Source organism: Streptomyces sp. NRRL B-1347 (genome assembly GCF_000720325.1).
Taxonomy (GTDB): domain Bacteria; phylum Actinomycetota; class Actinomycetes; order Streptomycetales; family Streptomycetaceae; genus Streptomyces.
In genome coordinates this window covers 18,881-44,343 of record NZ_JOJM01000011.1, presented here as the reverse complement: position 1 = coordinate 44,343, position 25,463 = coordinate 18,881, and the positions used below count along the sequence as shown (strand labels likewise).

Below are 25,463 nucleotides of genomic sequence, written 5' to 3'. Positions count from 1 at the left end.
GGTCGTGGTCAGGCCACGCGGTACTGCTCGTCGCGCGCGTCGGTGAGGAACATGTGGCCCGGCGCGTGCGTGAGCGCGAACGGCGGCCTGGAGGCCATCACGGCGGCCTGCGGGGTGACCCCGCACGCCCAGAAGACGGGGATGTCGTCGGGCTCGGCGTCCACCGGGTCGCCGAAGTCGGGCTTGCCGAGGTCGGCGATGCCGAGCCCGCCCGGGTCCCCGCAGTGGACGGGGGAGCCGTGCACGGCGGGCAGCAGTGAGCTCTCCCTGATCGCCGCCGCGAGGCGCGCGGGCGGGACCGGGCGCATGGAGACCACCATGGGCCCCTTCAGGCGCCCCGCGGGCCTGCACGGGCGGTCGGTGACGTACATGGAGACGTTGCGGCCCTGCTCGATGTGGCGCAGCGGCACGCCCGCCGCCGCGAGGGACCACTCGAAGGTGAAGCTGCACCCGATGAGGAACGTCACCAGGTCGTCGCGCCAGTGCGCGCGCACGTCGGTGGGCTCGTCGACCAGCTCGCCGTGCTCCCACACGCGGTAGCGCGGCAGGTCCGTGCGCAGATCGGCCCCCGGGGCGAGCGGCGTGGTCCAGGAGCCCGCGTCGGTGACGTCCAGGACAGGGCAGGGCTTCGGGTTGCGCTGGCAGAACAGCAGCATGTCGTACGCCCAGTCGGCGGGGACGGCGATCAGGTTCGCCTGGGTGCGCCCCCCGGGCCCAGCCCGCCGTCGGGGCGCTCAGGCCCGCCCGGAACCGCTTCCGTGCCTCGGCGGGGGTCACAGCAGCTCCCTCCCGCGCGTCTCCGGGAGGCCGAGCAGGGCGATGACGGCGAGCGCGTACCCGAACGCGCCGAAGATCAGCGCGCCGCCCGTGCCCCAGCTGTCCGCGAGGAAGCCCACGGTGGTGGGGAACACGGCGCCGATCGCCCGCCCGGTGTTGTACGTGAAGCCCTGTCCGGTACCGCGGACGGCGGCCGGGTACAGCTCGCTGAGGAACGAGCCGAAGCCGCTGAAGATGGCCGACATGCAGAACCCCAGCGGGAAACCGAGCACAAGGAGAAGGCCGTTGGCGCCGTCGGGGATGTTCGTGTAGGCGACGATGCTGGCCGCGGAGAGGAAGGCGAACAGCGTGATGTTGCGCTTGCGGCCCAGTTTGTCGGTGAGGTATCCGCCGGTCAGATAGCCGAGGAAGGCGCCGGTGATCAGGAACGTGAGGTACCCGCCGGTGCCGACGACCGTGAGGCCGCGGTCGTCCTTGAGGTAGGTGGGCACCCAGGTGGCGAGCGTGTAGTAGCCGCCCTGGACGCCGGTGGACAGCAGGACCGCGAAGAGCGTGACGCGCAGCAGGTCCGGCTTGAAGATGGCCGTGAAGGAGCCCTTGTCGGCGCTCTTCTCGCGCGCGGCGGCCGCCTCCGGGGCGTCGTGGACGTTGCGGCGCACGTAGACCACGAGCAGCGCGGGCAGGGCGCCCGTCCAGAACATCACGCGCCAGGCGAGGTCGTCGTCCAGGAACTGGAACACCAGGGTGTACACGATCGCGGCGAGGCCCCAGCCCACGGCCCAGGCGCTCTGGATCGCGCCGAGCGTGCGGCCCCGGTTCTTCGCGCTCGCGTACTCGGCGACCAGGATGGCGCCGACGGCCCACTCGCCGCCGAAGCCGAGGCCCTGGAGGGCGCGGAAGACCAGCAGCGTCTCGTAGTTGGGCGCGAAGCCGCAGGCCACGGTGAACACCGCGTAGGTGATCACCGTGATCATCAGGGCCTTCACGCGGCCGATGCGGTCGGCGACGACGCCGGCGACGGCCCCGCCCACGGCGGAGACGACCAGCGTGACGGTGGTGAGCAGGCCGGTCTGGCCGCTGTTCAGGTCGAAGTACGCCTTGAGGGCGACCATCGTCAGCGGCAGCGTGAAGTAGTCGTAGGAGTCGAGCGCGTACCCGCCGAAGGCGCCGGTGAAGGCGCGGCGGCCGCGCGGCCCGAGCGCCCGCAGCCAGCCGAACGCGCCGTCGTCGTCGGGGCGTCGGGCGTCGCTCCGGGAGTCGTCGACCGGTATCGGGGAGGGCGGTGGGGTCGTGCTCATGGGCACCTCGCAGAGGGGTTGGCGGGGCTGGAGGGTGCTTCTGATGAGCGGTGCCGAAGGGGGTCCGGAAGCGCCGCGGGTGCTGTTGACGGGCTGAGCGTGACGGCGCCCGGCGGGGAGCGGGAGCCGCCTGCCGGACAACGTAGAGGATTGTTCAACGATCCCTCAATACCCGTGTTGTTTCGTTCTTGTCTCTGCGGTTGAATCCCGGCATGGCTGAGGGGATCGTTGAGCATGGCTGAACTGACGGGTCTCGCCGACGACCGCGCGCTGCTGGGCCGCACCAGCACCGCCGAACGCGTCGCGGACATCCTGCGGAGCCGCATCGCCGAGGGGTACTTCCCCCCGGGGACGCGGCTGTCCGAGGACAGCATCGGCGGCGCGCTCGGCGTCTCCCGCAACACGCTGCGCGAGGCCTTCCGGCTGCTCACCCACGAGCGGCTGCTCGTCCACGAGCTCAACCGGGGCGTGTTCGTGCGGGTCCTGACCGTCGACGACGTCGAGGACATCTACCGCATCCGCAAGCTCGTCGAGTGCGCCGTCGTCCGCGGCCTCGGACAGCCGCCGTACGCCGTCGACGCACTCGCCGAGGCGGTCGCCGAGGGCGCAGCGGCGGCCCGCGAGAAGGACTGGAAGGGCGTGTCCACCGCCAACATCCACTTCCACCGCGAACTGGTCGCGCTCGCAGGCAGCGACCGCACCGACGAGCTGATGCGCAGCGTCTTCGCCGAACTGCGGCTCGCCTTCCACGTGGTGGACGACCCGCGCCGCCTGCACGAGCCCTACCTCGCCCGCAATCGCCAGCTCCTCGAAGCCCTCCAGGCCGGTGCCGGGCCCGCGGCGGAGGAACTGCTCGCCGCGTACCTGGACGACTCGCGGCGCGGCCTGGTCGACACCTACGCGCGCCGCGTGGCGGAGGGTGGCATCGGCACGCGGTGAGGCGGCCGCGGGCCCGCCGCGGGAGCGGGGGCCCCGCACGGTGCATCTGCGTCGTTTCGACCGTTGTCAGACCGAGGACCTAGTCTGTGCACCGTGACTTCGCCTGCCGTATCGGACACCGCTCCGCCCCAGCTCAGCGCGGGGCCGCGGCCCGCGCCTGGCCCGGCCGCCGACGAGGGCCTGGCGCGGCGCCTGCGCGCGCTCGCGTGCACGGCGCCGCTGCACGACCTGGACGCCCGCAAGGCCAACCTCGCGGGGGAGTACTCGGTGTACGCGATGGCGGAGGTGGCCCTGTCCGCCATCGACCTCGTCACGCTGAACATGGACTTCGACACGGGCGCCGACCACGAGCAGATCGTCGCCCGGCTGCTGCCCCGCGTCGCCGCCCAGGCCCCGCGCCGCCCCGCCGCCGAGCACGAGCGCGTCGCCCGCTGGGTCCTGGAGAACCTGATCAACGTCGGCAGCGTGGACCGCGGCTTCCGCGCCGTCTACGGCACCTTCGACCCGGACGGGACGTACGTCCGCCGGGACTACGACTTCAAACTCATCGAGGAAGTCCCCGGATACGGCGGCGGTGTCTACCTCCGCACCACCGACGAGGCCGTGAACGTCCTGGTGGGCGCCCTCGACACGGACGTCACCAGCGCCCAGATCGCCGCTGAGGTGAAGCTGGAGGTGCTCATCAGCCGGGGCCGCCTCGCCGACGCCCAGCTCGCCGCCGAGCAGGCGCGCTACCGCACGGTGCAGTACTCGGAGACCCTCCGCAAGGCCCTCGACGCCACCCGGCGCAACGTCCGCGCGGTCGACTGGCTGAACGCCGTCCCCGACATGATCGCCGAGGCCCTCGACCACGTGGCCGACCGCTACCGCCACGAGAACGCGATCCTGACGAACATCCGCAAGGCCCGCGACGAGTCCGAGGACCCCGAGCAGAAGCGCCGCGCCGCCGAGCTCGTCGACATCGTCAAGGACTGCATCCGCCGCCACACCCAGCTCCAGTCCCGGCTCCTCGAAGCGGGCCCCCTGTTCCGCGCCGAGCAGGACCGGCAGGCCTTCGCCACCCCCGCCGCACGCACCGGCCTCGACCTGTACGGCCAGCTCGTCGCCCCCGTGCTCCCGCTCCCCGCCGAGCAGGCCACCCGCGTCACGGACGCCTTCTTCGCCCACGGCACGGGCCTGCGCACGCCCGTGTCCGTGCGCGTCGGCGACCTCGTCGACATACTCCTGACCCCGCCGATAGAGCGCGAGCACCTCGGCGCCGAGATGCCCGAGCCCGACCTCATCGCCACGCCCGACGACAGCCGCTTCAGCGAGGAGCAGCTGGCCGGCGCGATGGAGCTGCTCGCCCTGCCGCCGGACGCGCCGCGCAGGCTCTCCGGGCTGCTCGCCGACGCCCGCCGCCGCGACCCCGACCTGCCGTACCTGGTCGCCCTGCTCGCCGTGCACGCGGCGAGCCCGCCGGTGGGCACCGCCTACCGCCAGGGCGAGGAGCGGCTCCTGTTCGCCGTGGACGACGGCACGGACCTGGACGACCCGGAGTTCGGTGGCGCCGACCTCATCGTCGGCACCGCGCTGCTCGACGCCGCGGGGATGGCCGCCGACCGCACGGAGGCGGCGTGACGCCCCGGGCCCGCGGCACCGCCCCGGGCACCCCAGGAGACGTACGACCGAACCACCGCAGCAAGGAGCCGCAGCCGTGACCGACCACCCCGCAGAGCACGCCGCGTGGGGCGAGCCGGACTCCGCCCCGGCCCCGGCGGCCGCCCCGGCCGTCACCCCGGCCGACGCCGCCGACGCGGCCCGGCTCGTCGCCTTCGGGCTCCAGCCCAAGCTCCAGCCCGCCCGCGACCAGGAGTACGGCGACCTGCTCCGCCGCTACCGCGAGGACCCGCCCTTCGCGCGCCTCGCCGACGCCGTCGCCACCGGCCTGGGGCTCGTCGTCCTGGAGGTGTCCCCGCGCGCGGGGATGGCGGTCACCGCCGCCGAGGACTCCGTGTTCGCCGTCCGCATGGGCGACTACGCCCGGCGCGCCGCCGCCGACTCCACCGACCGCTTCCTGCACGGCCTCGCCCACCTCGCCGTCGCCGCCATGGCCTTCCCGCGCCCCGAGGACCTCGCCGACGACGGCTACATCGGCCGCGTCACCGTCAACGGGGTCGACGCGTTCGTCCGCCAGGCCTGCCGCCGCCTGGAGGAGCGCGCCGAGGAGCAGGGCGAGAACACCGACCCGGCGACGAACGCCCCGGGCCTGGAGTCCGCCTGGCGCGTCTGGGCCCGGCGCAGCTCCACCGGAGCCACCAAGGACGCGCGCAGACTGGCCGGCTCGACCACCGGAATCGTCGGCAAGGCCGCCGCGTTCCTCACCGACTCCGGCTTCCTCCAGCGCACCGGCGACGACTCCGGCGGGACCTACCGCACGACGGCGCGCTATCAGCTCCAGGTGCGCGACATGGCGGGCAGCGCCGCCATGGCCGAGCTCCTGGAGCTCGGCGTCGTCCCCGTCACGGACGGCTCGGCGACGCTCCTGCCCCCCGACGACACCGACGACCTGGAGCTGGTGGCCGACGCGGGCCTGCCGTTCCACGCCTGACCCCCCGGGGCCGGGACCCCGTCACCGGGGACCTGCCCCGACGCCCCGCCGTTCCGCACGAGTCACCGACTTACGACGAGAGTCCGCCGCCATGTACGAGCTGTCCCGGGTCCGCCTCTACTCCATCGGACCTGCCGGTGCCCGCTACGCCGACACCGTCCTCGACCTGCGCGGAGTAGGCGACGTGGTGCCCGACCCCGCGCCCGCGCAGGCGGAGTTCTTCGAGGAGGAGCCGGTCGGCCCGCCGCGCAGGCCCGCGCCCGCCGGCGTGCTCTTCCTGGAGAACGGCGGCGGCAAGTCCGTCCTGCTCAAGCTGATCTTCTCGGTGATGCTGCCGGGCCACCGCAACACCCTGGGCGGCGCCAGCTCCGGCGTCCTGCGCAAGTTCCTGCTGGCCGACGACTGCGGCCACGTCGCCCTGGAGTGGCAGCACACGCTGACCGGCGAGTGCGTCGTCGTCGGCAAGGTCAGCGAGTGGCGCGGCCGCCAGGTCTCCAACGACCCGCGGAAGTTCGCCGAGGCCTGGTACTCGTTCCGGCCCGGCCCGGGCATGAGCCTGGACTCGCTGCCCGTCGCCGAGTCCACCGCCGTCAGGCCCACCGCGGAGGGCGCGTCGGGCGCGCAGGGCCGCCGCCGCACCATGAAGGGCTTCCGGGACGCCCTGACGGAGGCGGGGAAGGCGTACCCGCACCTCGAAGTGCACTGGGAAGAGATCCACGACCGGTGGAACGAACACCTCGGCGACCTGGGCCTCGACCCCGAACTCTTCCGCTACCAGCGCGAGATGAACGCCGACGAGGGCGAGGCCGCGGGCCTCTTCGCCGTCAAGAAGGACTCCGACTTCACCGACCTGCTGCTGCGCGCCGTCACGGACACCCGCGACACGGACGGCCTCGCCGACCTCGTCCACGGCTTCGGCAACAAACTCGGCCGCCGCGCCGAGCTCATCGCCGAGCGGGACTTCACCGCGGGCTCCGTCGACCTGCTCGGCCGCATCGTCGACGCCGCCGAGACCCGGGCACGCGCGCGTGACGTGCACGCGGGCGCCGAGCGGCGCACCCGCACCCTCGCCCGCCGCCTGTCCGCCCGCGCCGTCGAGGAGCGCGGCCGCGCCGCGGACCTCGCCGAGCAGGTCACGGCCGCCGCGCACACCGTCACCTCGGCGGAGCAGGCCCGCGAGCGCTCCGCCCGCATCTCCGCCGAACTGGCCTACCGGCACGCCTCCTTGGCGCTCACCGTCGCCGAGAAGGCCGCCACCGCCCAGCGTCGCGAGCTGGCCGACGCCCGTACCCTGCACGCGGCGTGGCAGGCCGCCGAGGCCGTCCTGCGGCACCGGGCGGCCGCCGACCGCTCCGCGCGCGTGGCCGCCGCCATCCGCGAGGCCGAGCGGGACGCGGCCCCCGCGCTCGCCGCCCGCGCCAAGGCCGCCGCCGACCTCGTCCGGGCACTGCACACGGCCGCCGAGGGCGCCGAGGCGCACGCGAACGAGGAGGAGGAGCGCTCCGCCGCCCTCCAGGAGACCGGCGAGGCCGCCCACCGCGACGCCACCGCCGCCGCCACCGAGGCGCAGCGGGCCCGCAGCGAGACCGGCCACCTGCGCCAGCGCCTGGCCGAGGTCGAACAGGAGACCGCGGAGGCCGTCCGCGCGGGCTGGCTCGACGACAGCGCTCCCGACGCCGACCCGGCGCGCGCCGCGCTCGCCGCTAGCGACGCGGAGAAGACCGCGGTCGCCGCCTGGGACACCGCCCGCGAGGCCGGGCGCAGGGCCACCGAGCACGCCAAGGAGGCCGGCGCCGCGGAGGCCCGTGCCGAGCTGACGGCGGCCCGCGCCGCCGACGCCGCGACGGCCGCAGAGCAGGCGTACGACGCGGAGCGGCGCACCGCCGAGTCCCTCGCACGCGACGAGCGGCTCGCGGAACTGCTCGGTCTGCCCGGTCCCGCGGGCACGTTCGGCGCCGGTGTGCCGCAGCCGCGCCGCGCGGCCGCCGACGACGGCACCGGCGGCACGCCCGAGGGCGCCGCGGCCACCGACCAGGAAGGCCGCCCGGAGGAAGCCGCGGCCCTCACCGCCGAGCACCTCGACCACAGCGCCGACGACCTGCGCGGCCTCCTGGAGGACGGGGTGGCCGCCGCCGAGCGGCAGCTGTTCGAGCTGCGCACCGCGGCCGCGGACGACGCCCGGATCCTCGGCGCGCTCGGCGACGGCGGCCTGCTGCCGCCGGGCCCCGACGTCCTGGCCACCGTCGAGTTCCTCGGCGAGCAGGGCATCCCGGCACTGCCCGGCTGGCGCTACCTCGCCCAGGCCGTCGACCCCACCGACCACGCGCGCGTGCTCGCGGCCCGGCCCGAGCTCGTCGACGGCGTCATCATCACCGACCCCGACACCCACGTGCGGGCCCGCGAGGCGCTCGCCGGTGCCGCCCTGCTGCCGCGCTCCACCGTCGCCGTCGGCACGGCCGCAGCGCTCCTGGCCCCGGCCCCCGGCGACGAGGCCGCGGCGGAGGACGACGCCCGCGCCGTCTTCCTGGTGCCGCCGAACCCGGCCATGCACGACGAGCACGCCGCCGACGAGGAGCGGCAGGCCCTGCGCGCCCGCGCCACCCGGCGCGACGACGAGATCCGCGTGCTCGCCCAGCGCCTGGCCAAGGACCGGGAGCTGGCCGCCCGGCTCGCGTCCTGGCGCTCCGGCTGCCCGGCCGGGCGCCTCGGCGAGCTGGCCGTCGCCGCGCGCGAGGCCCGCGCCTTCGCCGAGGAGGCGGAGGCCGAGCTGACCGAGGCCCGTACCGCCCGCGCCGAGGCCGACGAGATCGCCAGCGAGGCCGCGCGCGTGCGCGACGAGCGGCAGGAGGCCGCCCAGCGCGCCCGCCGCGCCGCCGACGCCCTCGCGGGCCTCGCGTTCCGGCTGCGCGAGCGCGCCGGATGGCAGACGAAACTGCGCGAACTGGCCGACGAGGCCGTGGAGTCCGAGGCCCGCGCCCAGGCCTGCCTCGACCGCGCCCGCGCCGCCGACGAGGACCGCCGTGCCGCGCAGCGCGCCGCCGACGACGCCCGCCGCACCGCCCGCGCCCTGCGCGCCGAGCGCGCCGAGATCGCCGGCGCCCCGGAGGACCTCGCCCTGGACGAGGACGCCCCCAAGACCTCGCTGCCCGCCCTGCGCGAGGCCTACCGCGCGGCCTCGCAGCTCTACGAGAAGGTCGGTGTCGGCGCCGACCTGCGCGCCGAGCAGGCCCGGGCCGAGAGCGACGAGTCCGCCGCCCTCGCCGAGCTCGACCGGCTCAGCAACAAGGTGCGCACCCGCGCCGCCCAGCTCCTCGAAGGCACCGACGGCGCCGACGGCCCCTCCCGGCAGGCCGCCGCCGCGCGAGCGGAGGCACAGGTCCAGCTCATCGAGTCGCGCGCGTCCGCCGCCAGCGAGCAGCTCGGCCGCCTGCGCGGCGAGGCCGAGCGGCACGCGCCCGAGGACGGCGACGCGCACACCGAGCTGCCCGATGACCTGGTGCCCGCCGACGCCGAGCACGCCCAGGCGCTGCTGCGCACCGCCACGGGCGAACTGGCCGCGCACAGCGAGGACCTGACCCGGGCCAAGGAGGCGCACGCCGCGCTCCTGCGCACCCACCGCGCCACCGAGGACGCGGCCGGAGGCTTCGACGAGACGGCCGCGCTCCTGCGCGACCTGCTCCGCGAGCACCACGAAGCGGACGAGGACGAGCAGCCCGAACCCCACCCCGGCACCCTGGAGGAGGCCCGGCAGGCCGCCGCGGAGGCCCGCCGCTCGCTGCGCGGCTGCGCCGCCGACCTGTCCGCGGCCGAGACGGCGGTGCGCGAGGCGAGCGACGTCCTGGTCCGGCACGCCAACTCCACGCGCTACGAACAGGTCCGCACCCCGGCCCGCCAGCAGATCCGCGAGCTGCCCGCCGCGGCGCTGCCCGAGCACGCCAAGAAGTGGGCGGACGCCTTCGCGCCCCGCCTGCGCGTGCTCACCGACGAGCTGGAGCAGCTGGAGCGCAACCGCGACAGCATCGTCGACCGGCTGCGCGGGCTCGTCGAGTCGGCCCTCGCCACCCTGCGGTCCGCCCAGCGCCTGTCCCGGCTCCCCGAAGGCCTCGGCGAGTGGTCGGGCCAGGAGTTCCTGCGCATCCGCTTCGAGGAGCCCGACCAGGCCACGCTCGTGGAGCGCCTCGGCCTGGTCATCGACGAGGCCACCCGCGCGGCCGTGAAGAAGAACTCCGACCTGCGAAGGGACGGAATGTCCCTGCTGCTCAGGGGAGTTCAGGCCGCCCTGGAGCCGCGCGGCATCGCCGTGGAGATCCTCAAGCCCGACGCCGTGCTGCGCGCCGAGCGCGTCCCCGTCGGCCAGATGGGCGACGTGTTCTCCGGCGGCCAGCTGCTGACCGCCGCCATCGCCCTGTACTGCACGATGGCCGCCCTGCGGTCGAACGACCGGGGCCGCGACAAGCACCGCCACGCGGGCACCCTGTTCCTCGACAACCCCATCGGCCGCGCCAACGCCACGTACCTCCTGGAGCTCCAGCGGGCCGTCTCGGACGCCCTCGGCGTGCAGCTGCTGTACACCACCGGCCTGTTCGACACGACCGCGCTCGCCGAGTTCCCGCTGGTCATCCGCTTGCGCAACGACGCGGACCTGCGGGCGGGCCTGAAGTACATCAGCGTCGAGGAGCACCTGCGGCCGGGTCTGCCGCAGGGGCAGCAGGCCCCGGCCGAGGAGACGGTGCACGGGGAGATCACGGCGACGCGGATGTACAAGCGGCCCGCGACCACCTGAGCCGTGCGGGACGGCAGTCGCCTGAGCCGTGCGGGACGGCAGCTGCCCGAGCCCCGCGGGGCGCGCGGTGCTCAGGCGAGCCGCCGGGTCACCCAGTCGTGGAACTCCCCGATGTGGTGCTCGGTCGGCACGAGCACCCCGCCCTGCCGGTAGGCGCGGGAGCTCATCGCGGGCTGGGTGCGCTCGCACGCCGCGAAGTCCTGCTCGTTGACCCGGTGGAAGAGCTCCACCGACTTCGACAGATCGGCCCCGGAGGCCACGACGTCGGGTGCGTACAGCCAGTCGCACTCGACGGCTGTACGGTCCACGGCCAGCGGGAACATGCGGTGCAGGATCACGTGGTCCGGCACGAGGTTCACGAACACCGTCGGCCTGACGGTGATCGCGTAGTAGCGCCGGTCCTGGTCGTCGGCGACCTCCGGGAGGCGCCCGAAGCCCGCGCTGCCGTCGACGGTGAAGCCTTGCACCCCATCGCCGAAGGCCGCGCCGTGCCCGACGTAGTACTGGGCGGCGAAGCCGTCGGTGAACTCCGGCAGCACGTCGGTCAGTTCGGGGTGGATGGTCGCGCAGTGGTAGCACTCCATGAAGTTCTCGACGATCAGTTTCCAGTTGGCGCGCACGTCGTAGCGGACGCGCCGTCCGAGGGCCAGGTCGTGGACGCGGTAGCGCTCGATGGCCGCCGGGTCGCCGAGGCGCGCGGTGACCTCGCCGATCACGGTCTCCTCGAACGACGGCGGCTCGTCGGCCAGACACACCCAGGCGTAGCCGAGCCACTCCCGAAGGGCCACCGGCACCAGGCCGTACGCGGTCCGGTCGACGTCGGGCATCCCGGTGAGGTTCGGCGCCGCGACGAGCCGGCCGTCCAGGCCGTACGTCCACGCGTGGTACGGGCACTGGAGGCCGCGCCGCACCTCGCCCGCGTCGTCCGCGCACAGGCGGGCGCCCCGGTGCCGACAGACGTTGAGGAAGGCGCGCAGGCCGCCGTCGCGGGCGCGGGTGACCAGGACGCTCTCGCGGCCGACCTGGACGGTGCGGTACGCGCCGGGCCTGTCGAGGTCGGCGGCGCGCACGGCGCACACCCACAGCGCCTCGAAGACGCGCTCCCGCTCGCGCTCGAACACCTCGGGGTCGGTGTACGAGCGGCCGGGCAGGGTCGCGATGAGACTCTTGGAGACCTGGGTCGTCACGTCGGTCCTCCTAAGCGGGCGCCGCGGCGGGCAGCTGGCCGGTGATCCGGCGCGGGTCGAACAGCTCGATGGGGTGCGCGGTGGTGCCGTCGAGCGCCAGGTCGGCGACGATCTCGCCGACGACCGGCACGAACTTGAAGCCGTGCCCGGAGAATCCGCAGGCGACCGTCACCGACTCCGGATGGGCGGGGTGCCGGGTGATGACGAAGTGCTCGTCGGGCGTCGTCGTGTACATACAGGTGGCGGCCTTGAGCAGGCGCCCCGGGAGCAGCGGGATGTGGCGGGAGATGTGGTCGGCCATCGCGGCGACCTCGTGCGGGTGGACCGTGCGGTCGATGGTGTCGGGGGTGCACACCTCGCCCTTGCGGAAGAAGGCCACCTTGGCACCGAGTCCGGGGCCGTCGATCGCGGGGAAGCCGTACGCCTGGACCCCCTCCGGGTCCTCCCACACATAGATCGGATGGTGCTCGGGCAGGAAGGGGCCCACGCCGCCGGTCGGCTGGAACCAGTACATGATCTGCCGCTCGATCGTGAACGGCACCCCGAGGTCCGCGAGCAGTTCGGGCGCCCAGGCACCGGGGCAGATCACCAACTGGCCCGCGGTGTACGTGTCCTCGGGCGTGTGCACGCGCACCCCGCCGCCGTACGGCTCCCACCGGACGACCGGCTCCTCGAAGCGCAGCTCGGCGCCCTGCCGGGTGGCGAGCTGGAGGTGTGCGGCCACGGTGCTCTCCGGCCGGAGGAGGCCCGCGCGCCGCTCGAAGAGCGCCACCTCGTCGGCGCGGGGCGCGAGCGTCGGGAAGCGGCGGCGGATCTCGCGGGCGTCGAGCATCTCGTGCGGAAGGTCCCAGGTCTCGGCGGAGAGCCGCGCCCCGGAGACGACGCGCCCGTCGGGCCTGCCGACCATCACCCCGCCGCAGAGGACGGCGATCTCGCGCCCGGTGTCCCGCTCCACCTGCTCGTACAGCTCGTACGCGCGCAGCAGCAGCGGTACGTACGCGGGGTCCTCGAAGTACGACTGGCGCGTGACCCGGGAGCCGCCGTGGCTGGAGCCCCGCTGGTGCACGGGGCCGTACCTTTCCAGGCCGAGGACGCGGGCCCCGCGCGCGGACAGGTGGTGGGCGGCGGCGCTGCCCATGCCGCCCAGGCCGATCACGATCACGTCGTACGTGGGGGTGGTGCGGGACATGGCGGTCTCCAAGGGAGGTTCTTCGGGGGAGGTTCTTCAGGGGGGGGGCGACGGTGCGGGCGGCTAGCACCGGATGCGGGTCATCTCGGGGTCGAAGAGCGGTTCGTCGGCGACTGTCGCGGGCAGTGGCTCCCCGAAGTACTCGATGTGCGTACGCGCTCCGGTGGGCAGCGGCGGCAGCCAGGCGTAGGCGACGCAGCGGCCCAGCGTGTAGCCGTAGGAGGCGCTGGTGACGTATCCGGCGGGGGTCCCCTGGACGTACACCGGTTCCTTGCCGAGGACGACGGCGGCGGGGTCGTCCAGGAGCAGCGGGGTGAGCCTCCGGGTGCCGGTGCCGGTGCCCGTGCCCGTGCCCGTGCCTGCGCCCGTGCCGGAGTGGGGGCCTTGCTTCCGCTGGGCCGCGCGGCGCTCCCGCAGGGCCGCACGGCCGACGAAGTCGCCCTTGTCCTCCCGCACCGCGAAGCCGAGCCCGGCCTCGTACGGGTCGTGCTCGGTGGTCATGTCCTGGCCCCAGGCGCGGTAGCCCTTCTCCAGGCGCAGGCTGGTGAAGGCGGACCGTCCGGCCGCGACGACGCCGAGGTCGCGCCCCGCGTCCCACAGCGTGTCCCACAGCCGCAGGCCGAGGTCGGCGGTGGTGTACAGCTCCCAGCCGAGCTCACCGACGTAGCTCAGGCGCAGCGCCGTCACCGGGACGTCGCCGATGTACGTACGGCGGGCCTTGAAATAGCCGAAGGCCCGGTGCGAGAAGTCGTCGTGGGTGAGCGGCTGCACGAGCGCGCGGGCGCGCGGACCCCAGACGCCGACGCAGCAGGTCCCCTGGGTGATGTCCCTGATGTGCACGTCGTCCGGCGCGTGCCACTGTAGCCAGGAGAGATCGGCGGGGGAGTTGGCGCCGACCTGGAAGTGGTCGGGGGCGAGCCGTGCCACGGTCAGGTCGGAGCGGATGCCGCCCGCCTCGTCGAGAAGGAGGGTGTAGGTGACCGAACCGGGCTTCTTGTGAACGTTGTTGGTGGTCATGCGCTGTAGGAAGGCCAGGGCGCCGGGGCCCGTGACCTCCAGGCGGCGCAGCGGCGTCATGTCGTACAGCGCGACCCGTTCGCGCGTCGCCCGCGCCTCCGCGGCGGCGATCGGTGACCAGTGGCGGGCGGACCAGGTGTCCCGCGCGGGCAGCTCCAGGCCCTCGGTGAGCGGCGCGTTCGCCTCGAACCAGTGCGGGCGCTCCCAGCCGCCGCCCTCCAGGAACACCGCTCCCGACTGCACCTGGCGGGCGTAGAAGGGGCTGACGCGCAGTGGGCGAGGCTGGTCGATCGGCTGCTGCGGGTGGATCACGTCGTAGACCTCGACGAACTGCTGGGCGCCGCGCCGCGCGACGTACGCGGGGGAGCGCTGCGCGTCCTCGAAGCGCGTCAGGTCGCAGTCGTGGACGTCCGTCGAGGGCCTGCCGTCGATCATCCACTCGGCGACCGCCTTGGCGACGCCCGCCGAGTGCGTGACCCACACGGCCTCGGCGAGCCAGAAGCCGCGCAGCGCCGGTGTCACGCCGAGCAGCGGCATGCCGTCCGGAGTGAAGGAGAAGACGCCGTTGAAGCCCTCGTCGACCGCCGACTCCTTGAGCGCGGGCAGCAGACCGCAGCAGTCCTGCCAGCTCGGTGCGAAGTCCTCCTCGGTGAAGGGGTGCGCCGACGGCATCGCGGGCACGGCCCGCCCCCGTGCGGCGGCCTCGTCGTACGAGTCGATCGTGAACGGGTCGACGGGCAGCGGCCGGTGGGCGTACGAGCCGATGCCGATGCGGTCGGTGTGCTCGCGGAAGTACAGATCCCTGTCCTGGAACCGGAGGATGGGCCGGGACGCCTCGGCGCGCGGGTCGTTGACGCCCGCGAGCTCGGGCAGCGGCCGCGTCTTCGCGTACTGGTGGGCGAGCGGCTGCAGCGGTACGTCGACGCCCGCCATCCGTCCGATCACCGGGCCCCAGAAGCCCGCGGCCGACACCACGTGGTCGGCGGGGAACGAGCCGCGGTCGGTGACCACGCCGGTGACCCGGCCGTCGGCGCGCTCGATGCCGGTGACGGTGTGCCGGTCGAGGAAGCGGGCGCCGCGCCGGACGGCCCGGTCGATTTGCGCGCGGCAGGCGGGCACGGCCCGCGCGAGCCCGTCGTCGGGCGTGTGCAGACCGCCGAGCACCTGCCCGCTGTCCAGCAGCGGCCACAGCTCCGCGCACCGCTCCGGGCCGACGAGCCGTGCGCGAACGCCCCAGGACGCGGCGAGCCCGGCCTTGCGGCGCAGATCGGCCAAGCGCTCGGGAGTGGTGGCGAGTTCGAGGCCGCCGACCGCGTGGAAGCAGGGAAGCCCGTCCACGGTCAGGGAGGTGAACTTCCGCACGGTGTAGGCGGCGAACTCGCTCAGCGTCTTGGACGGACTGGTCTGGAAGACGAGCCCGGGCGCGTGCGACGTGGAGCCGCCCGGGGCGGGCAGCGGCCCCTGTTCGAGGACGGTGACGTCGCTCCAGCCGCGCGCGGTGAGCTCGTCGGCGAGGGAGCAGCCGACGATTCCGGCGCCGATGATGACGACGCGGGGGCCATGGGGGCCATGGGGGCCACGGGGGCCGTGAGGGCTGCGGAGGTTGTGGGGGCTGCCGGGGCTCTGGGAGTGGTCGTGCGGGGGTGTCACAGGACCACCACCGATCGCAGCACCTTGCCGTCCCGCATCCGGTCGAAGGCCGTCTCGACCTCGTCGAGGGCGATCCGCTCGCTGACGAAGGCGCCGAGGTCCAGTCTGCGGCGCACGTACTGGTCGACGAGGATCGGGAAGTCCCGCGTGGGCAGACAGTCGCCGTACCAGGAGGACTTGAGCGCGCCGCCGCGTGAGAACAGGTCGATCAGCGGCAGCTCGATGGTCATCGCCGGGTCGGGCACGCCGACCTGGACGAGGGTGCCCGCGTGGTCGCGCATGTAGAAGGCCTGACGGTACGTCTCCGGGACGCCCACCGCGTCGATCGCCACGTCGACGCCGAAGCCGCCGGTGAGCCCGCGCACCGCCGCCACCGGCTCCGTGCCCCGGGAGTTGACCGTGTCCGTCGCCCCGAACCGCGTCGCGCCGTCGAGCTTCGCGTCGTCGACGTCGACCGCGATGACGCGCCTGGCCCCGGCGAGCGCGGCCCCGGCGATCGCCGCGCAGCCCACGCCGCCGCAGCCGATGACGGCGATGGTGTCGCCGCGGCGTACGCCGCCGGTGTGCACGGCGGCCCCGTACCCGGCCATCACACCGCAGCCGATGAGGCCCGCCGCCTCCGGGCGCGCCGCGGGGTCGACCTTCACGGCCTGGCCCGCCGCGACCAGTGTCTTCTGCGCGAACGCGCCGATGCCGAGCGCGGGGGTCAGCGGCGTGCCGTCGAGCAGCGTCATGGACTGGGCCGCGTTGCGGGAGTCGAAGCAGTACCAGGGGCGGCCGCGCAGGCAGGAGCGGCACGCCCCGCACGGTGCGCGCCAGGCGATGACCACGTAGTCGCCGGGCCGCAGCCCGTCGGCACCCTCGCCGACGGCCTCGACCGTGCCGGCGGCCTCGTGCCCGAGCAGGAACGGGAAGTCGTCGCCGACCGCGCCGTCCCGGTAGTGCAGATCGGTGTGGCAGACCCCGCAGGCCTGCACGGAGACGAGTACCTCTCCCGGTCCGGGATCCGGCACGACGATCGTCTGCACCTCGACGGGTGCGCCCTTCTTCGCGGCGACGACGCCACGGACCTCGTGTGGCACGGCCAGGCTCCTCTGCGGGACCGTTGCGCGAGTGCGCGCAAACGCGGCTGTTGTTGCGTACTCCACGACTCGTTGCGCTATCGGGAACATCGTGCGAGCGGTATCGAGGGGGCGTCAAGAGGTCGTCAAAGGGCGGGCGTGAACGCTTGCGGGAGCGCGTGGGCGCGTGGGCGCGCGGATGGGTGCGCGGGCGGCGGGCAGCTCCGGCTGGGTGCTGGGTGCTGGGTGCTGGGTGCTGGGTGCTGGGTGCTGGGTGGCGGTGGCGGTGGCGGCGGTGCTGGGTGGCGGGCTACGGGTGTCCGGCCGACCGGCCCGGCTCGGCTGGGGGAGGGGGCCTGGGCGGGCCGCCCCCGGGGCGCGGGCCCGCGGTCAGAGGCCGTAGCCCATGCGGCGCGACAGTTCCACCGCCGCCGCGACCGTGCGCTTGGCCAGCTCGGTGAGTCGGCCCTCGGTCAGCCGGTACACCGGCCCGGACGCGCTGAGCGCCCCGATCACCTTGCCGTCGTGCGCGCGCACCGGCGCGGCCACGGCGGCGAGCCCCACCTCGAACTCCTCCACGGCCGTCGCGAAGCCCTGCTCCACGACGGTCTCCAACTCGCCGCGCAGCGCCACCGTGCCGGTCACGGTGTGGTCGGTGAGCCGCGGCAGCGTCCGGGCGACCAGGCCCTCGCGCAACGTCGTCGGCAGGTGGGCGAGCAGCACCTTCCCGCTGGAGGTGGCGTGCAGCGGGGTGCGGCGGCCGAGCCAGTTCTGCGCGGTCACGGACGCGGGGCCGCGCGCCTGCATGATGTTGACCGCGGCGTCGTCGTCGAGGACCGCGATGTTGACCGTCTCGCCCAGCTCGTCGGCCAGTTCGCGGCAGACGGGGCCGCCCTCCTGGGAGATGTCCATGCGCACGGCCGCGGCCCCCGCGAGGCGCAGCACGCCCGCGCCGAGGAAGTACTTGCCGCGGTCCTTGGCCTGGCCGACGAGGCCCCGGTTCTCCAGGACCCCGAGCAGCCGGAACGCCGTCGACTTGTGCACGCCCAGCTCGTCGGCGATCTCGGTGACTCCGGCCTCACCGTGCCGGGCGAGGATCTCCAGGACGCTCACGGCCCGGTCCACGGACTGCACCGAGCCCGCGGCCGCCCGGGACTGCCGCGCGCCGGACCTCCCGGACCCGTGCGGGTCCTGATGCGGCTCCTCGGTCTGGTCAGGGCTTTTCGGCGTGCGGGTCATATCTCAACTCTCACCACTCGGCGGCCGTTGATGCCGCGTCTCAGGGAAGCCCTTGACTCCGCGGGCGTCCCACCGGATTCTGTTGCGCATAGCACTACGTGGTGCGTCATATGGAACTTCATGTTACCGAAGAGTCCCCAGCCCAAACGGGGCCGGACAGGGCTGGGGTCTCCCGACAGAGCTGGACATGGAGCTGACGTCAGGGCTGCGGCTGCGCCCTTGCTCCGGGCGGGAGTTGAGCCTTTGCTCCTCGCCGGAGCCGGACCTGGCCGGAGGCCTGACACCTCGAACCGCGCCCCGGTGCGAACCTCCGGGCCTGGCCGAGGCCTCCCCGCTCCTGGCCGGGCCCTGAACCTCCGCTCCCGGCCACGAACCTGAACCTCCGCGTACGACGGGGTCCTGAACCTCCGGGCCCAACCGCAGCCCAAGCTTCCGGGCCTGCCCGGGACCCGAAGCCTCACCCCGGCCGGAAGCCGAGCACCCGTCGGGCCACACGAACCGAGCCGAGCACCGAGCCGAGCACCGAGCCAAGCACCGACCCGGCCCCACCGACCCGGTCCGGGCCCAGCCTTCCACCACATCCGACCGAGAGATCCAGAGGGACGCCATGATTCCCGTCTGCCGCCTCGACGACCTCCCCGCCGGCGCATCCGTCCGTCTCGACACCACCCCGCCCATCGCGGTGTTCAACGCCGACGGCGCCCTGTACGCCATCGACGACACCTGTAGCCACCAGGACGCCTCTCTCTCCGACGGCTGGCTGGAGGGCTGCCTGGTCGAATGCCCCTTGCACGCCGCCTCGTTCGACCTCAGGACGGGCGAGCCGACCTGCCTGCCCGCGCGCCGCTCCGTACGCACACATCGCGTGAGCGTCGTGGACGGCATGGTTCACGTCCACGTGACGGGCGTGCCCTCGGTCCCGGCCGAGGCGGGCGCGGTGGCGGGGGAGGGCTCCGCCGCATGAGAACGGTCATCGTCGTCGGCGCCTCCCTCGCCGGGCTCCACGCAGTCCGCGAGCTGCGCGCCCAGGGCTTCGACGGCCGCCTCGTGGTCATCGGCGCGGAACCCCACATGCCCTACGACCGCCCACCCTTGTCCAAGTCCTTCCTCGCGGCCTCCATGGCCTCCACAGCCTCCACGGCCCCAGCCCCCACGACCGGCACGATCACCACCACCAGCACCACCACCGCCCTCACGGCCCCTGCGACTGGCACGCCCCCCACTCCTGGCGCACCCACAACGCTCGCCACACCCACCACCAGCATCGGCGCAGTCCCGGCCCCGGCTCCGGTCACCGCCGACGAGCCCGACCTAACCCTGGCCGACGACGAGGAACTCGCCGAGCTGGACGCCGAATGGCTCCTCGGCACCCCCGCGACCGGCCTCAATACGGGCAGCCGTGCCGTACTGCTCGCCGATGGCCGCGCGGTCGTCGGCGACGGCGTCGTCATCGCCACGGGCGCGACGGCCCGGAGCCTCCCGGGTCCACCCCTCGCCGGGGTCCACACCTTGCGCACCCTCGACGACGCCCGAGCCCTGCGCACCGCGCTGACCGGCCGCCCCCGCCGGGTCGTGGTGATCGGCGGCGGATTCATCGGCGCGGAGACGGCGTCGTCGTGCGTGACGCTCGGCCATGACGTCACCGTCGTAGAGGCGGCGCCCCTGCCACTGATACCTCAATTCGGCTCGGACATGGCCGCGTTCTGTGCCGACCTGCACCGGCGGGGCGGCGCTCGGCTGCTCACCGGCACGGGAGTGGCGAGCCTGCACCCCGCGCCGCGTTCGGCCTGCGCGTCCGACTCCGGCGGCCGGGTCGCCGCGGTGGAGCTTGCCGACGGCCGCCTACTGCCCGCCGATGTGGTGGTCGTCGGCATCGGCGCGCAGCCCAATACCGCATGGCTGGAGGACACATGGCTCGACGGCGGCGGTGGGGCGCTGCGCGACGGAGTCCCGTGCGATGAGGGCTGCGTGACCGCCCTGCCGCAGGTGATCGCCGTCGGGGATGTCGCCCGTGTCGGCGGTATCCGCGCCGAGCACTGGACGAGCGCCACGGAGCAACCTCGCGTAGCCGTACGTAATTTGCTCGCCGCCCGTACCGTGGAGTCCGCGAACGCTTTCCCTTACTTCTGGTCGGATCAGTACGGCTCCCGTCTCCAGTTCGCGGGCCATCGCCCCGCCGCGGCCACGGTCCGCGTGGAGGAGGGCGGTCTCAACCCAGACGATGGTGGTTTTCTGGCGGTGTACGAGCATGAGGGTCACCCGACGGCTGTCCTGGCTGTGGATCGCCCGCGTGCGTTCATGCGTGCCCGGCGAGAGCTACGGGCCAGGCGCGCGGCCGTGGTGTGACGGCCGGTGTGCGGCCCGCAGCACGTGATGTCGCCCGGCAGCGTGCGCTGTGGGTCCATCGCCCGCGACCTGTGGCGAAGTTGTGTGGTCGGCGAGGTGCGGCGCGCCGTCAGGAGTGGGACAGCTGTCGCGCCGCGCCCCGCCCCCGTATGCCCTCCTTGGCGCGGGCGGTCGTGCGAGCCGCCCGGCGGGCCCTGCGCCGCTCGCGCCGGAGCCTGCGTGCCGTGCTGCTGGGCGCCGACACGACGCCGTTGCGCTGGTTCCAGGCCTGGCGGGTCACCAAGACGTCGAGGACGCCCCAGGTGGCCACGACCGTGCTGGCGACGCTGCTGAGCACCATGGGGAAGGCCAGCCAGGACCCGGCCATCGCGCAGAAGAACGCAGTCATCGCCTGGATGAGCGTCAGCGCCACGATGAGCACGGCCCGTACGGCGGTGGCGCGCACCGGATCCGGCAGGCGCCGACGGGTCGAGGGCTCCTCGATCCACAGTGGCCGCCGCGCGTCATACCCGTCGAATCCCAAGCGGTCGCCTCCCGTTCGCGTGCTCGGGTCACCGGTATCGGCTTCCCGCTGCTCGGCCTGCTTCAGGGCGGCCTGCCCCAAGGCGGCCTGCCCCAAGGCGGCCTGCCCCAAGGCGGCGTGTGCCGGGGCGACGCGGTGCGCGGCGCTCCCCGCCTCCAAGCCCTGCGTCTCGGCGCCCGACGCTCCGGCCTCGCCGTCGCGCTCGGCCCGGCCCAGCTCACGTCTCTGCGCACGCTCGGCCCGCCAAGGCCGCCCCGTCCCGGCCTGATCGTCCTCCTGTCGCGCGGCCACCTTCACGTCCGGGCCCGCCACTTCACCGCGCGCGCCCTTCCGTAGCGCCGTATCGCGCTCCGTCGTACTCATCAACTCGTCACTCCCCCCCGCTGCCTTACGGCGCGGCGCGTGTCGCACGCACGCCGTCCCGTGCCCCGCGGCCACCGAGAGTCTCCTGTCCGACTCTCTGGCTGCTGCCCGGATTACGCTGCTTTACGCCACCCGCCGAGCCGTACATGGTCGTTCGATCCCGCGCCCCTTGTCGTCCGGCCCCCGCGCGCACCACTCGGTCGCCCCGTCCAGCCATTCGACCTCGTGCTCACCTTCCGTACTGATCGACGAACGAGCCCCGTCGAAGATTCCCACTCCGCTCGAGACGTCACCCGAAAGGGTGATCGGTTCCCAGCGGCACACACTTCAGGCCAACTGGCCTTTGAGGTAAGGGGGATGGGGCGGCTCGGGGTGCGGCGCAGGCGGGAGGCAATCTCCCGCAATGGGCGGACAACTCCTGACGTCCGTTTCGCGTCACGGCTGAAAAGCGTCCGGACGTGCCTTCGAGTTGCCCGTGTGTCAGTAGTAGGCTCACGCCGTTTGTTGACGCACATGCGTGCCCCTGGGTCATTCGCGCGGCCGCAAGGGGCCCGATCTAGGGGAGGCCATGCGCTTTCGCGGGAAGTCGATCCGCCGGAAGATCGTGGCATTGCTGCTCGTGCCGCTCGTGTCCCTCACGGCGATCTGGGGCTTCGCCACGTTCGTGACCGGGCGAGAGGCAAACAAGCTGATCGACACCGCGTACATCATCGACGACTTGGCCAAACCCATCCAGGACACCGTCCAGGTCGTCCAGGAGGAGCGGCGCCAGACGCTCGTCTACCTAGCGGACCCACGGGCGTCGGACGCGCTCGCCGCGCTGCGCAGCAGCCGCGACGCCACGGACGAACTCGTCGCCAAGGTCAGGTCCGCCGCCAAGGACTCCGACTCCCGCGACGTCCTCGACGGCCACTCCGAGGAACGCCTGACCGCCGTCCTCGACGCCTTCGCGGGCATCGAGGCCCTGCGCCGCACCGTCGAGGAAGGCACCATCAGCCGCGACAAGGCGCTGAAGATGTACACGCGTCTGACCGACCCCTGCTACGGCTTCCTGACGACGCTCAACGCCCTGGACGACGTGAGCATCACCGCCCAGAGCCGCGCCCTCGTCGGCGTCGACCAGGCCCGTGAACTCCTCTCCCGCGAAGACGCCTTGATCGCCTCCGCCCTGGTCACAGGGACCGTCACGAAGGGCGAGATCCGCCAGGTCACCGACCTGATGGCGCAGCGCTCGATGCTCCTCGACAACAGCCTCGCCCAGCTCCCCGACGGCGAGCGCGCCCGCTACGAGCGGTACTGGAACGGCGCCGAGACCGCCCGCCTGCGCGACGCCGAGAAGTCCCTCGCGGAGTCCGGCCCCGGCACCCCGCGCGCGGTCACCTCCTCCGACTGGAACCAGGAGGCGGACAAGGTCCTCCTGGGCCTTTCCGAGCGTAACGACGCGGCCATCGACCGGCTGCGCGACCGGGCCCGCCCCGAGGCCGTCGGCGTGATCGTGCAGCTGGCCATCGCCGGCGTGGTCGGCCTGCTCGCCGTGATCATCTCCATCGTGCTCTCCGTGCGGATCGGCCGCGGCCTCATCCGCGACCTGCGCCGTCTGCGCCTGGAGGCCCACGAGGCGTCCGGTGTGCGCCTGCCCGGCCTGCTGCGGCGGCTCGCGGCGGGCGAGCAGGTCGACGTGGAGACCGAAGCGCCCCGCCTCAGCTACGAGAAGAACGAGATCGGCCAGGTCGGCCAGGCCCTCAACACCCTGCAGCGCGCCGCCGTCGAGGCCACCGTCAAACAGGCCGACCTGCGCCGCGGCGTCTCCGAGGTGTTCGTCAACCTCGCCCGCCGCAGCCAGGTCTTGCTGCACAAGCAGCTGACGCTCCTCGACACCATGGAGCGCAGGACCGAGGACACCGACGAACTGGCTGACCTGTTCCGCCTCGATCACCTCACCACCCGCATGCGGCGGCACGCCGAAGGCCTCGTGATCCTCTCCGGCGCCGCCCCCTCCCGGCAGTGGCGCAAGCCCGTCCAGCTGATGGACGTCGTACGAGCGGCCGTCGCCGAGGTCGAGGACTACGAACGCATTGAGGTGCGCCGACTGCCCCGGATCGCCGTCACCGGGCCCGCTGTCGCCGACCTCACCCACCTGCTCGCCGAACTCCTGGAGAACGCCACGGTGTTCTCGCCCCCGCACACCGCGGTGCAGGTCCTGGGGGAGCACGTGGCCAACGGCTTCACCCTGGAGATCCACGACCGGGGCCTCGGCATGGCCTCCGAGGCCCTCCTGGACGCCAACCTCCGCCTCGCGGAGACGCCCGAGTTCGAACTGTCCGACACCGACCGCCTAGGCCTCTTCGTCGTCAGCCGTCTGGCTCAGCGCCAGCGCGTCCGCGTCTCCTTGCAGCCCTCTCCGTACGGTGGCACGACGGCCGTGGTCTTCATCCCGGAGTCCCTGCTCACGGACGACGTACCGGACACCGGAGGCGTCGGGTTCCGCCTCGACCGGCCGCAGCCCGCCACGCCCGTGGGCGGCACCCCCGCGGGCGACCGCGCCGCGGCCCTCGCCCAGGTCCCCGTCCAGCTCCCCGGCCTGCCCGCCTCCATCCTGGACGGACCGGTCGAGCTGGAGGCGCCGGTCGGCATGGCGAGCCTGGAGGGCTTCTCGGACTCCCTCGACGAACTCGGTGACCTGGAAGACGCCGACAGCGAGCGCGGTGGCCTGTTCCGCCCCCGCCGCCGTGTCACCGAGACCTCCGGAGAGCAGCATCAGCAGGCGCGCGAGCCGGTTCTCGACGAGCCCGCCCGGGCCACCGGCCCCACCGCCTACGACCTTCCCGGCCGCGACGACCTCCTGGACAACGATCGGGCCCCCGGGGGCACGGTGCCCCTGCCGCGCCGCGGCGCGCCGAAGCTGGTCTCCTCGCACGGCCGCCGCGTCGGCCCGTCCCGCGCGCGGGACGCGGACGCCGCCGACACCACCGACACCGATGACGACGTACGGTCCCGCCGCGACGCCCCGGGCGGCCGCCCGGGGCGCGGCCCCGCGCGGGACACCTGGCCGACTGGACCGACCCCGCTGGACGCCCGGACCGACAGCGCCCCCGCCCGGGACGCCGCGGCCGGCCGCGCGGGCCTCGAACCGCCGCGCCGCCCGCGCTCCGACGGCGACTGGCCCGATCTGGCCCCGCCCCGCCCGGAGCGGAGCGACCCCCAGGCGGAACCGCGGCCGCTGCCCCGCCGCCGCCCGGCGACGGACCCGCTCAGGGGCGCCGCCCGCACGGAGACAGCGCCCGGTGCGGACCGGGCGGCGAGGACGGACAGGGAAGCCATGGACCGGGCCGCAGGCAGCACCGGGACGACGCCCCGCACGGCGCCCCAGGACCCCGGCAGGCCCGCTCTGGGAGGCCTGCCGCGCAGGGTCCGGCAGGCGAACCTCGCCCCACAGCTCAAGGAAGGCCCCGGACACCGCACGGAGCGTGACACAGCTCCGGTGACCGGGGGGTCGGACGAGCGCGACGCCGACGAGGTACGCAGCCGGATGGCCTCGCTCCAGCGCGGCTGGCAGCGCGGCCGCGAAGAGAACGCCGCGGGCGACACCGCCCCTGACGGCACAGCACCAGGAACGACATCTGAGGGGGACGGTCGATGACCGCACCGAAGGCCGACACACGCACCACCGCGACCGGGGGATCGGGAGAGCTGAACTGGCTCCTCGATGACCTGGTGGAGCGTGTCGCCAGCATCCGCAAAGCGCTCGTCCTCTCCGGCGACGGCTTGCCGACGGGCGTGTCCAAGAACCTGACCCGGGAGGACAGCGAGCACCTCGCCGCCGTCGCGTCCGGCTTCCACGGCCTCGCCAAGGGCGTCGGGCGCCACTTCGAGGCGGGCAAGGTCAGACAGACCGTCGTCGAGCTCGACGACGCGTTCCTCTTCGTCACGGCCGCGGGCGACGGCAGCTGTCTCGCCGTCCTCGCGGACGCGGACTCCGACGTCGGCCTGGTGGCGTACGAGATGACGCTGCTGGTCAAAAGGGTGGGTGTGCACCTGGGTTCGGCGCCGCGCACCGACCTGCCCACGGGAGGGTAGTGGGAGGGCATGAGCGACGACGACAGTCAGGCCCTTCCCTCGACGCCTCGCTGGTTCGACGACGACGCCGGCCCGGTGGTGCGTCCGTACGCCATGACGCGCGGACGCACCACCAGCCCGGCCCAGCACCGCCTCGACCTGATCGCGGTCGTGGTCGCGGAGTCCCGCGCCGATGACACGGAGGCCGACCAGACGCTGTCACCGGAGCACGTGGACATCGTCGACCTGTGCCGCGACAGCCCCCAGTCCGTCGCGGAACTCGCGGCGGAACTCGACCTTCCGATCGGCGTGATCCGCGTCCTGATCGGCGATCTCGTGGACGACCAACTGGTGCACGTCACCCGCCCCGTACCCCCCGCCGAGCTGCCGGACGAGAGTATTCTGCGCGACGTGATCAGCGGCCTCCGGGCGCTCTGAACAGCGC

At 73.9% G+C, this 25,463-nt stretch carries 16 protein-coding genes and 1 pseudogene; 9 read left to right on the top strand and 8 right to left on the bottom strand.

The annotated features are described in order from the left end of the window. Nucleotides 1–8: 8 nt before the first annotated feature. Together IG74_RS0112845 and IG74_RS0112840 are read right to left on the bottom strand one after the other, a co-directional pair. Nucleotides 9–777: pseudogene (locus tag IG74_RS0112845) on the bottom strand (putative hydro-lyase). Then, nucleotides 774–2,075, bottom strand: coding sequence for an MFS transporter (locus IG74_RS0112840; protein ID WP_030674637.1), 1,302 nt, complete (start codon nt 2,073–2,075; stop codon nt 774–776). Before IG74_RS0112840 ends, IG74_RS0112845 begins: the two are co-directional and overlap by 4 nt. A 234-nt stretch (nt 2,076–2,309) precedes the next feature. On the opposite strand from IG74_RS0112840, the gene IG74_RS0112835 reads away from it, so the two are divergent. From IG74_RS0112835 to IG74_RS0112820, 4 genes are all read left to right on the top strand, one after another. Then, nucleotides 2,310–3,014, top strand: coding sequence for a GntR family transcriptional regulator (locus IG74_RS0112835; RefSeq protein WP_030674634.1), 705 nt, complete (start codon nt 2,310–2,312; stop codon nt 3,012–3,014). A gap of 93 nt (nt 3,015–3,107) precedes the next feature. Further along, a complete protein-coding gene (locus IG74_RS0112830; RefSeq protein ID WP_030674631.1) occupies nt 3,108–4,634 on the top strand; it encodes a hypothetical protein in 1,527 nt (508 codons plus the stop codon). A 76-nt stretch (nt 4,635–4,710) separates the two neighbouring features. Beyond that, nucleotides 4,711–5,604: a hypothetical protein gene (locus tag IG74_RS0112825; protein WP_030674627.1), complete on the top strand. Its 894-nt coding sequence runs from the start codon at nt 4,711–4,713 to the stop codon at nt 5,602–5,604. A 91-nt stretch (nt 5,605–5,695) separates the two neighbouring features. After that, nucleotides 5,696–10,387 carry a hypothetical protein gene (locus IG74_RS0112820; RefSeq protein ID WP_030674623.1) on the top strand — a complete coding sequence of 1,564 codons (4,692 nt, stop codon included), beginning with the start codon at nt 5,696–5,698 and terminating at the stop codon, nt 10,385–10,387. Nucleotides 10,388–10,458: 71 nt separating this feature from the next. Here the strand turns inward: IG74_RS0112820 and IG74_RS0112815 are convergent, their stop codons facing one another. From IG74_RS0112815 to IG74_RS0112795, 5 genes are all read right to left on the bottom strand, one after another. Further along, complete coding sequence (locus IG74_RS0112815) at nt 10,459–11,574, bottom strand: aromatic ring-hydroxylating oxygenase subunit alpha (protein WP_030674619.1); 1,116 nt, start codon at nt 11,572–11,574, stop codon at nt 10,459–10,461. A gap of 10 nt (nt 11,575–11,584) precedes the next feature. Further along, nucleotides 11,585–12,763 (bottom strand): N-methyl-L-tryptophan oxidase, encoded by a 1,179-nt coding sequence (gene solA, locus IG74_RS0112810; protein ID WP_030674617.1) that lies wholly within the window; start codon nt 12,761–12,763, stop codon nt 11,585–11,587. Nucleotides 12,764–12,826: 63 nt separating this feature from the next. Next, nucleotides 12,827–15,325, bottom strand: coding sequence for a GcvT family protein (locus IG74_RS0112805; protein WP_030674615.1), 2,499 nt, complete (start codon nt 15,323–15,325; stop codon nt 12,827–12,829). A gap of 101 nt (nt 15,326–15,426) precedes the next feature. After that, nucleotides 15,427–16,512: an S-(hydroxymethyl)mycothiol dehydrogenase gene (locus tag IG74_RS0112800; RefSeq protein ID WP_030674612.1), complete on the bottom strand. Its 1,086-nt coding sequence runs from the start codon at nt 16,510–16,512 to the stop codon at nt 15,427–15,429. Nucleotides 16,513–16,881: 369 nt separating this feature from the next. Continuing rightward, nucleotides 16,882–17,625 (bottom strand): IclR family transcriptional regulator, encoded by a 744-nt coding sequence (locus tag IG74_RS0112795; RefSeq protein WP_030674609.1) that lies wholly within the window; start codon nt 17,623–17,625, stop codon nt 16,882–16,884. A gap of 712 nt (nt 17,626–18,337) precedes the next feature. Here IG74_RS0112795 and IG74_RS0112790 point away from each other — a divergent pair. Further along, nucleotides 18,338–18,694 carry a bifunctional 3-phenylpropionate/cinnamic acid dioxygenase ferredoxin subunit gene (locus tag IG74_RS0112790; RefSeq protein WP_030674606.1) on the top strand — a complete coding sequence of 119 codons (357 nt, stop codon included), beginning with the start codon at nt 18,338–18,340 and terminating at the stop codon, nt 18,692–18,694. Continuing rightward, complete coding sequence (locus IG74_RS0112785) at nt 18,691–20,076, top strand: NAD(P)/FAD-dependent oxidoreductase (protein ID WP_030674603.1); 1,386 nt, start codon at nt 18,691–18,693, stop codon at nt 20,074–20,076. Before IG74_RS0112790 ends, IG74_RS0112785 begins: the two co-directional genes overlap by 4 nt. A gap of 109 nt (nt 20,077–20,185) precedes the next feature. On the opposite strand, the gene IG74_RS50960 is transcribed toward IG74_RS0112785, so the two are convergent. Continuing rightward, on the bottom strand, nt 20,186–20,710 hold the full coding sequence (locus IG74_RS50960) for a hypothetical protein (protein ID WP_030674600.1): 525 nt from the start codon (nt 20,708–20,710) through the stop codon (nt 20,186–20,188). 820 nt (nt 20,711–21,530) lie between these two features. On the opposite strand from IG74_RS50960, the gene IG74_RS0112775 reads away from it, so the two are divergent. The 3 genes from IG74_RS0112775 to IG74_RS0112765 are packed head-to-tail and all read left to right on the top strand — an operon-like array spanning nt 21,531 to nt 25,456. Then, nucleotides 21,531–24,602 carry a nitrate- and nitrite sensing domain-containing protein gene (locus IG74_RS0112775; RefSeq protein WP_030674597.1) on the top strand — a complete coding sequence of 1,024 codons (3,072 nt, stop codon included), beginning with the start codon at nt 21,531–21,533 and terminating at the stop codon, nt 24,600–24,602. Then, a complete protein-coding gene (locus IG74_RS0112770; protein ID WP_030674593.1) occupies nt 24,599–25,039 on the top strand; it encodes a roadblock/LC7 domain-containing protein in 441 nt (146 codons plus the stop codon). The genes IG74_RS0112775 and IG74_RS0112770 overlap by 4 nt, the downstream gene beginning before the upstream one ends. 9 nt (nt 25,040–25,048) lie before the next feature. Further along, nucleotides 25,049–25,456, top strand: a complete 408-nt coding sequence (locus IG74_RS0112765) for a DUF742 domain-containing protein (protein WP_030674591.1) — start codon at nt 25,049–25,051, stop codon at nt 25,454–25,456. Nucleotides 25,457–25,463: the final 7 nt, after the last annotated feature.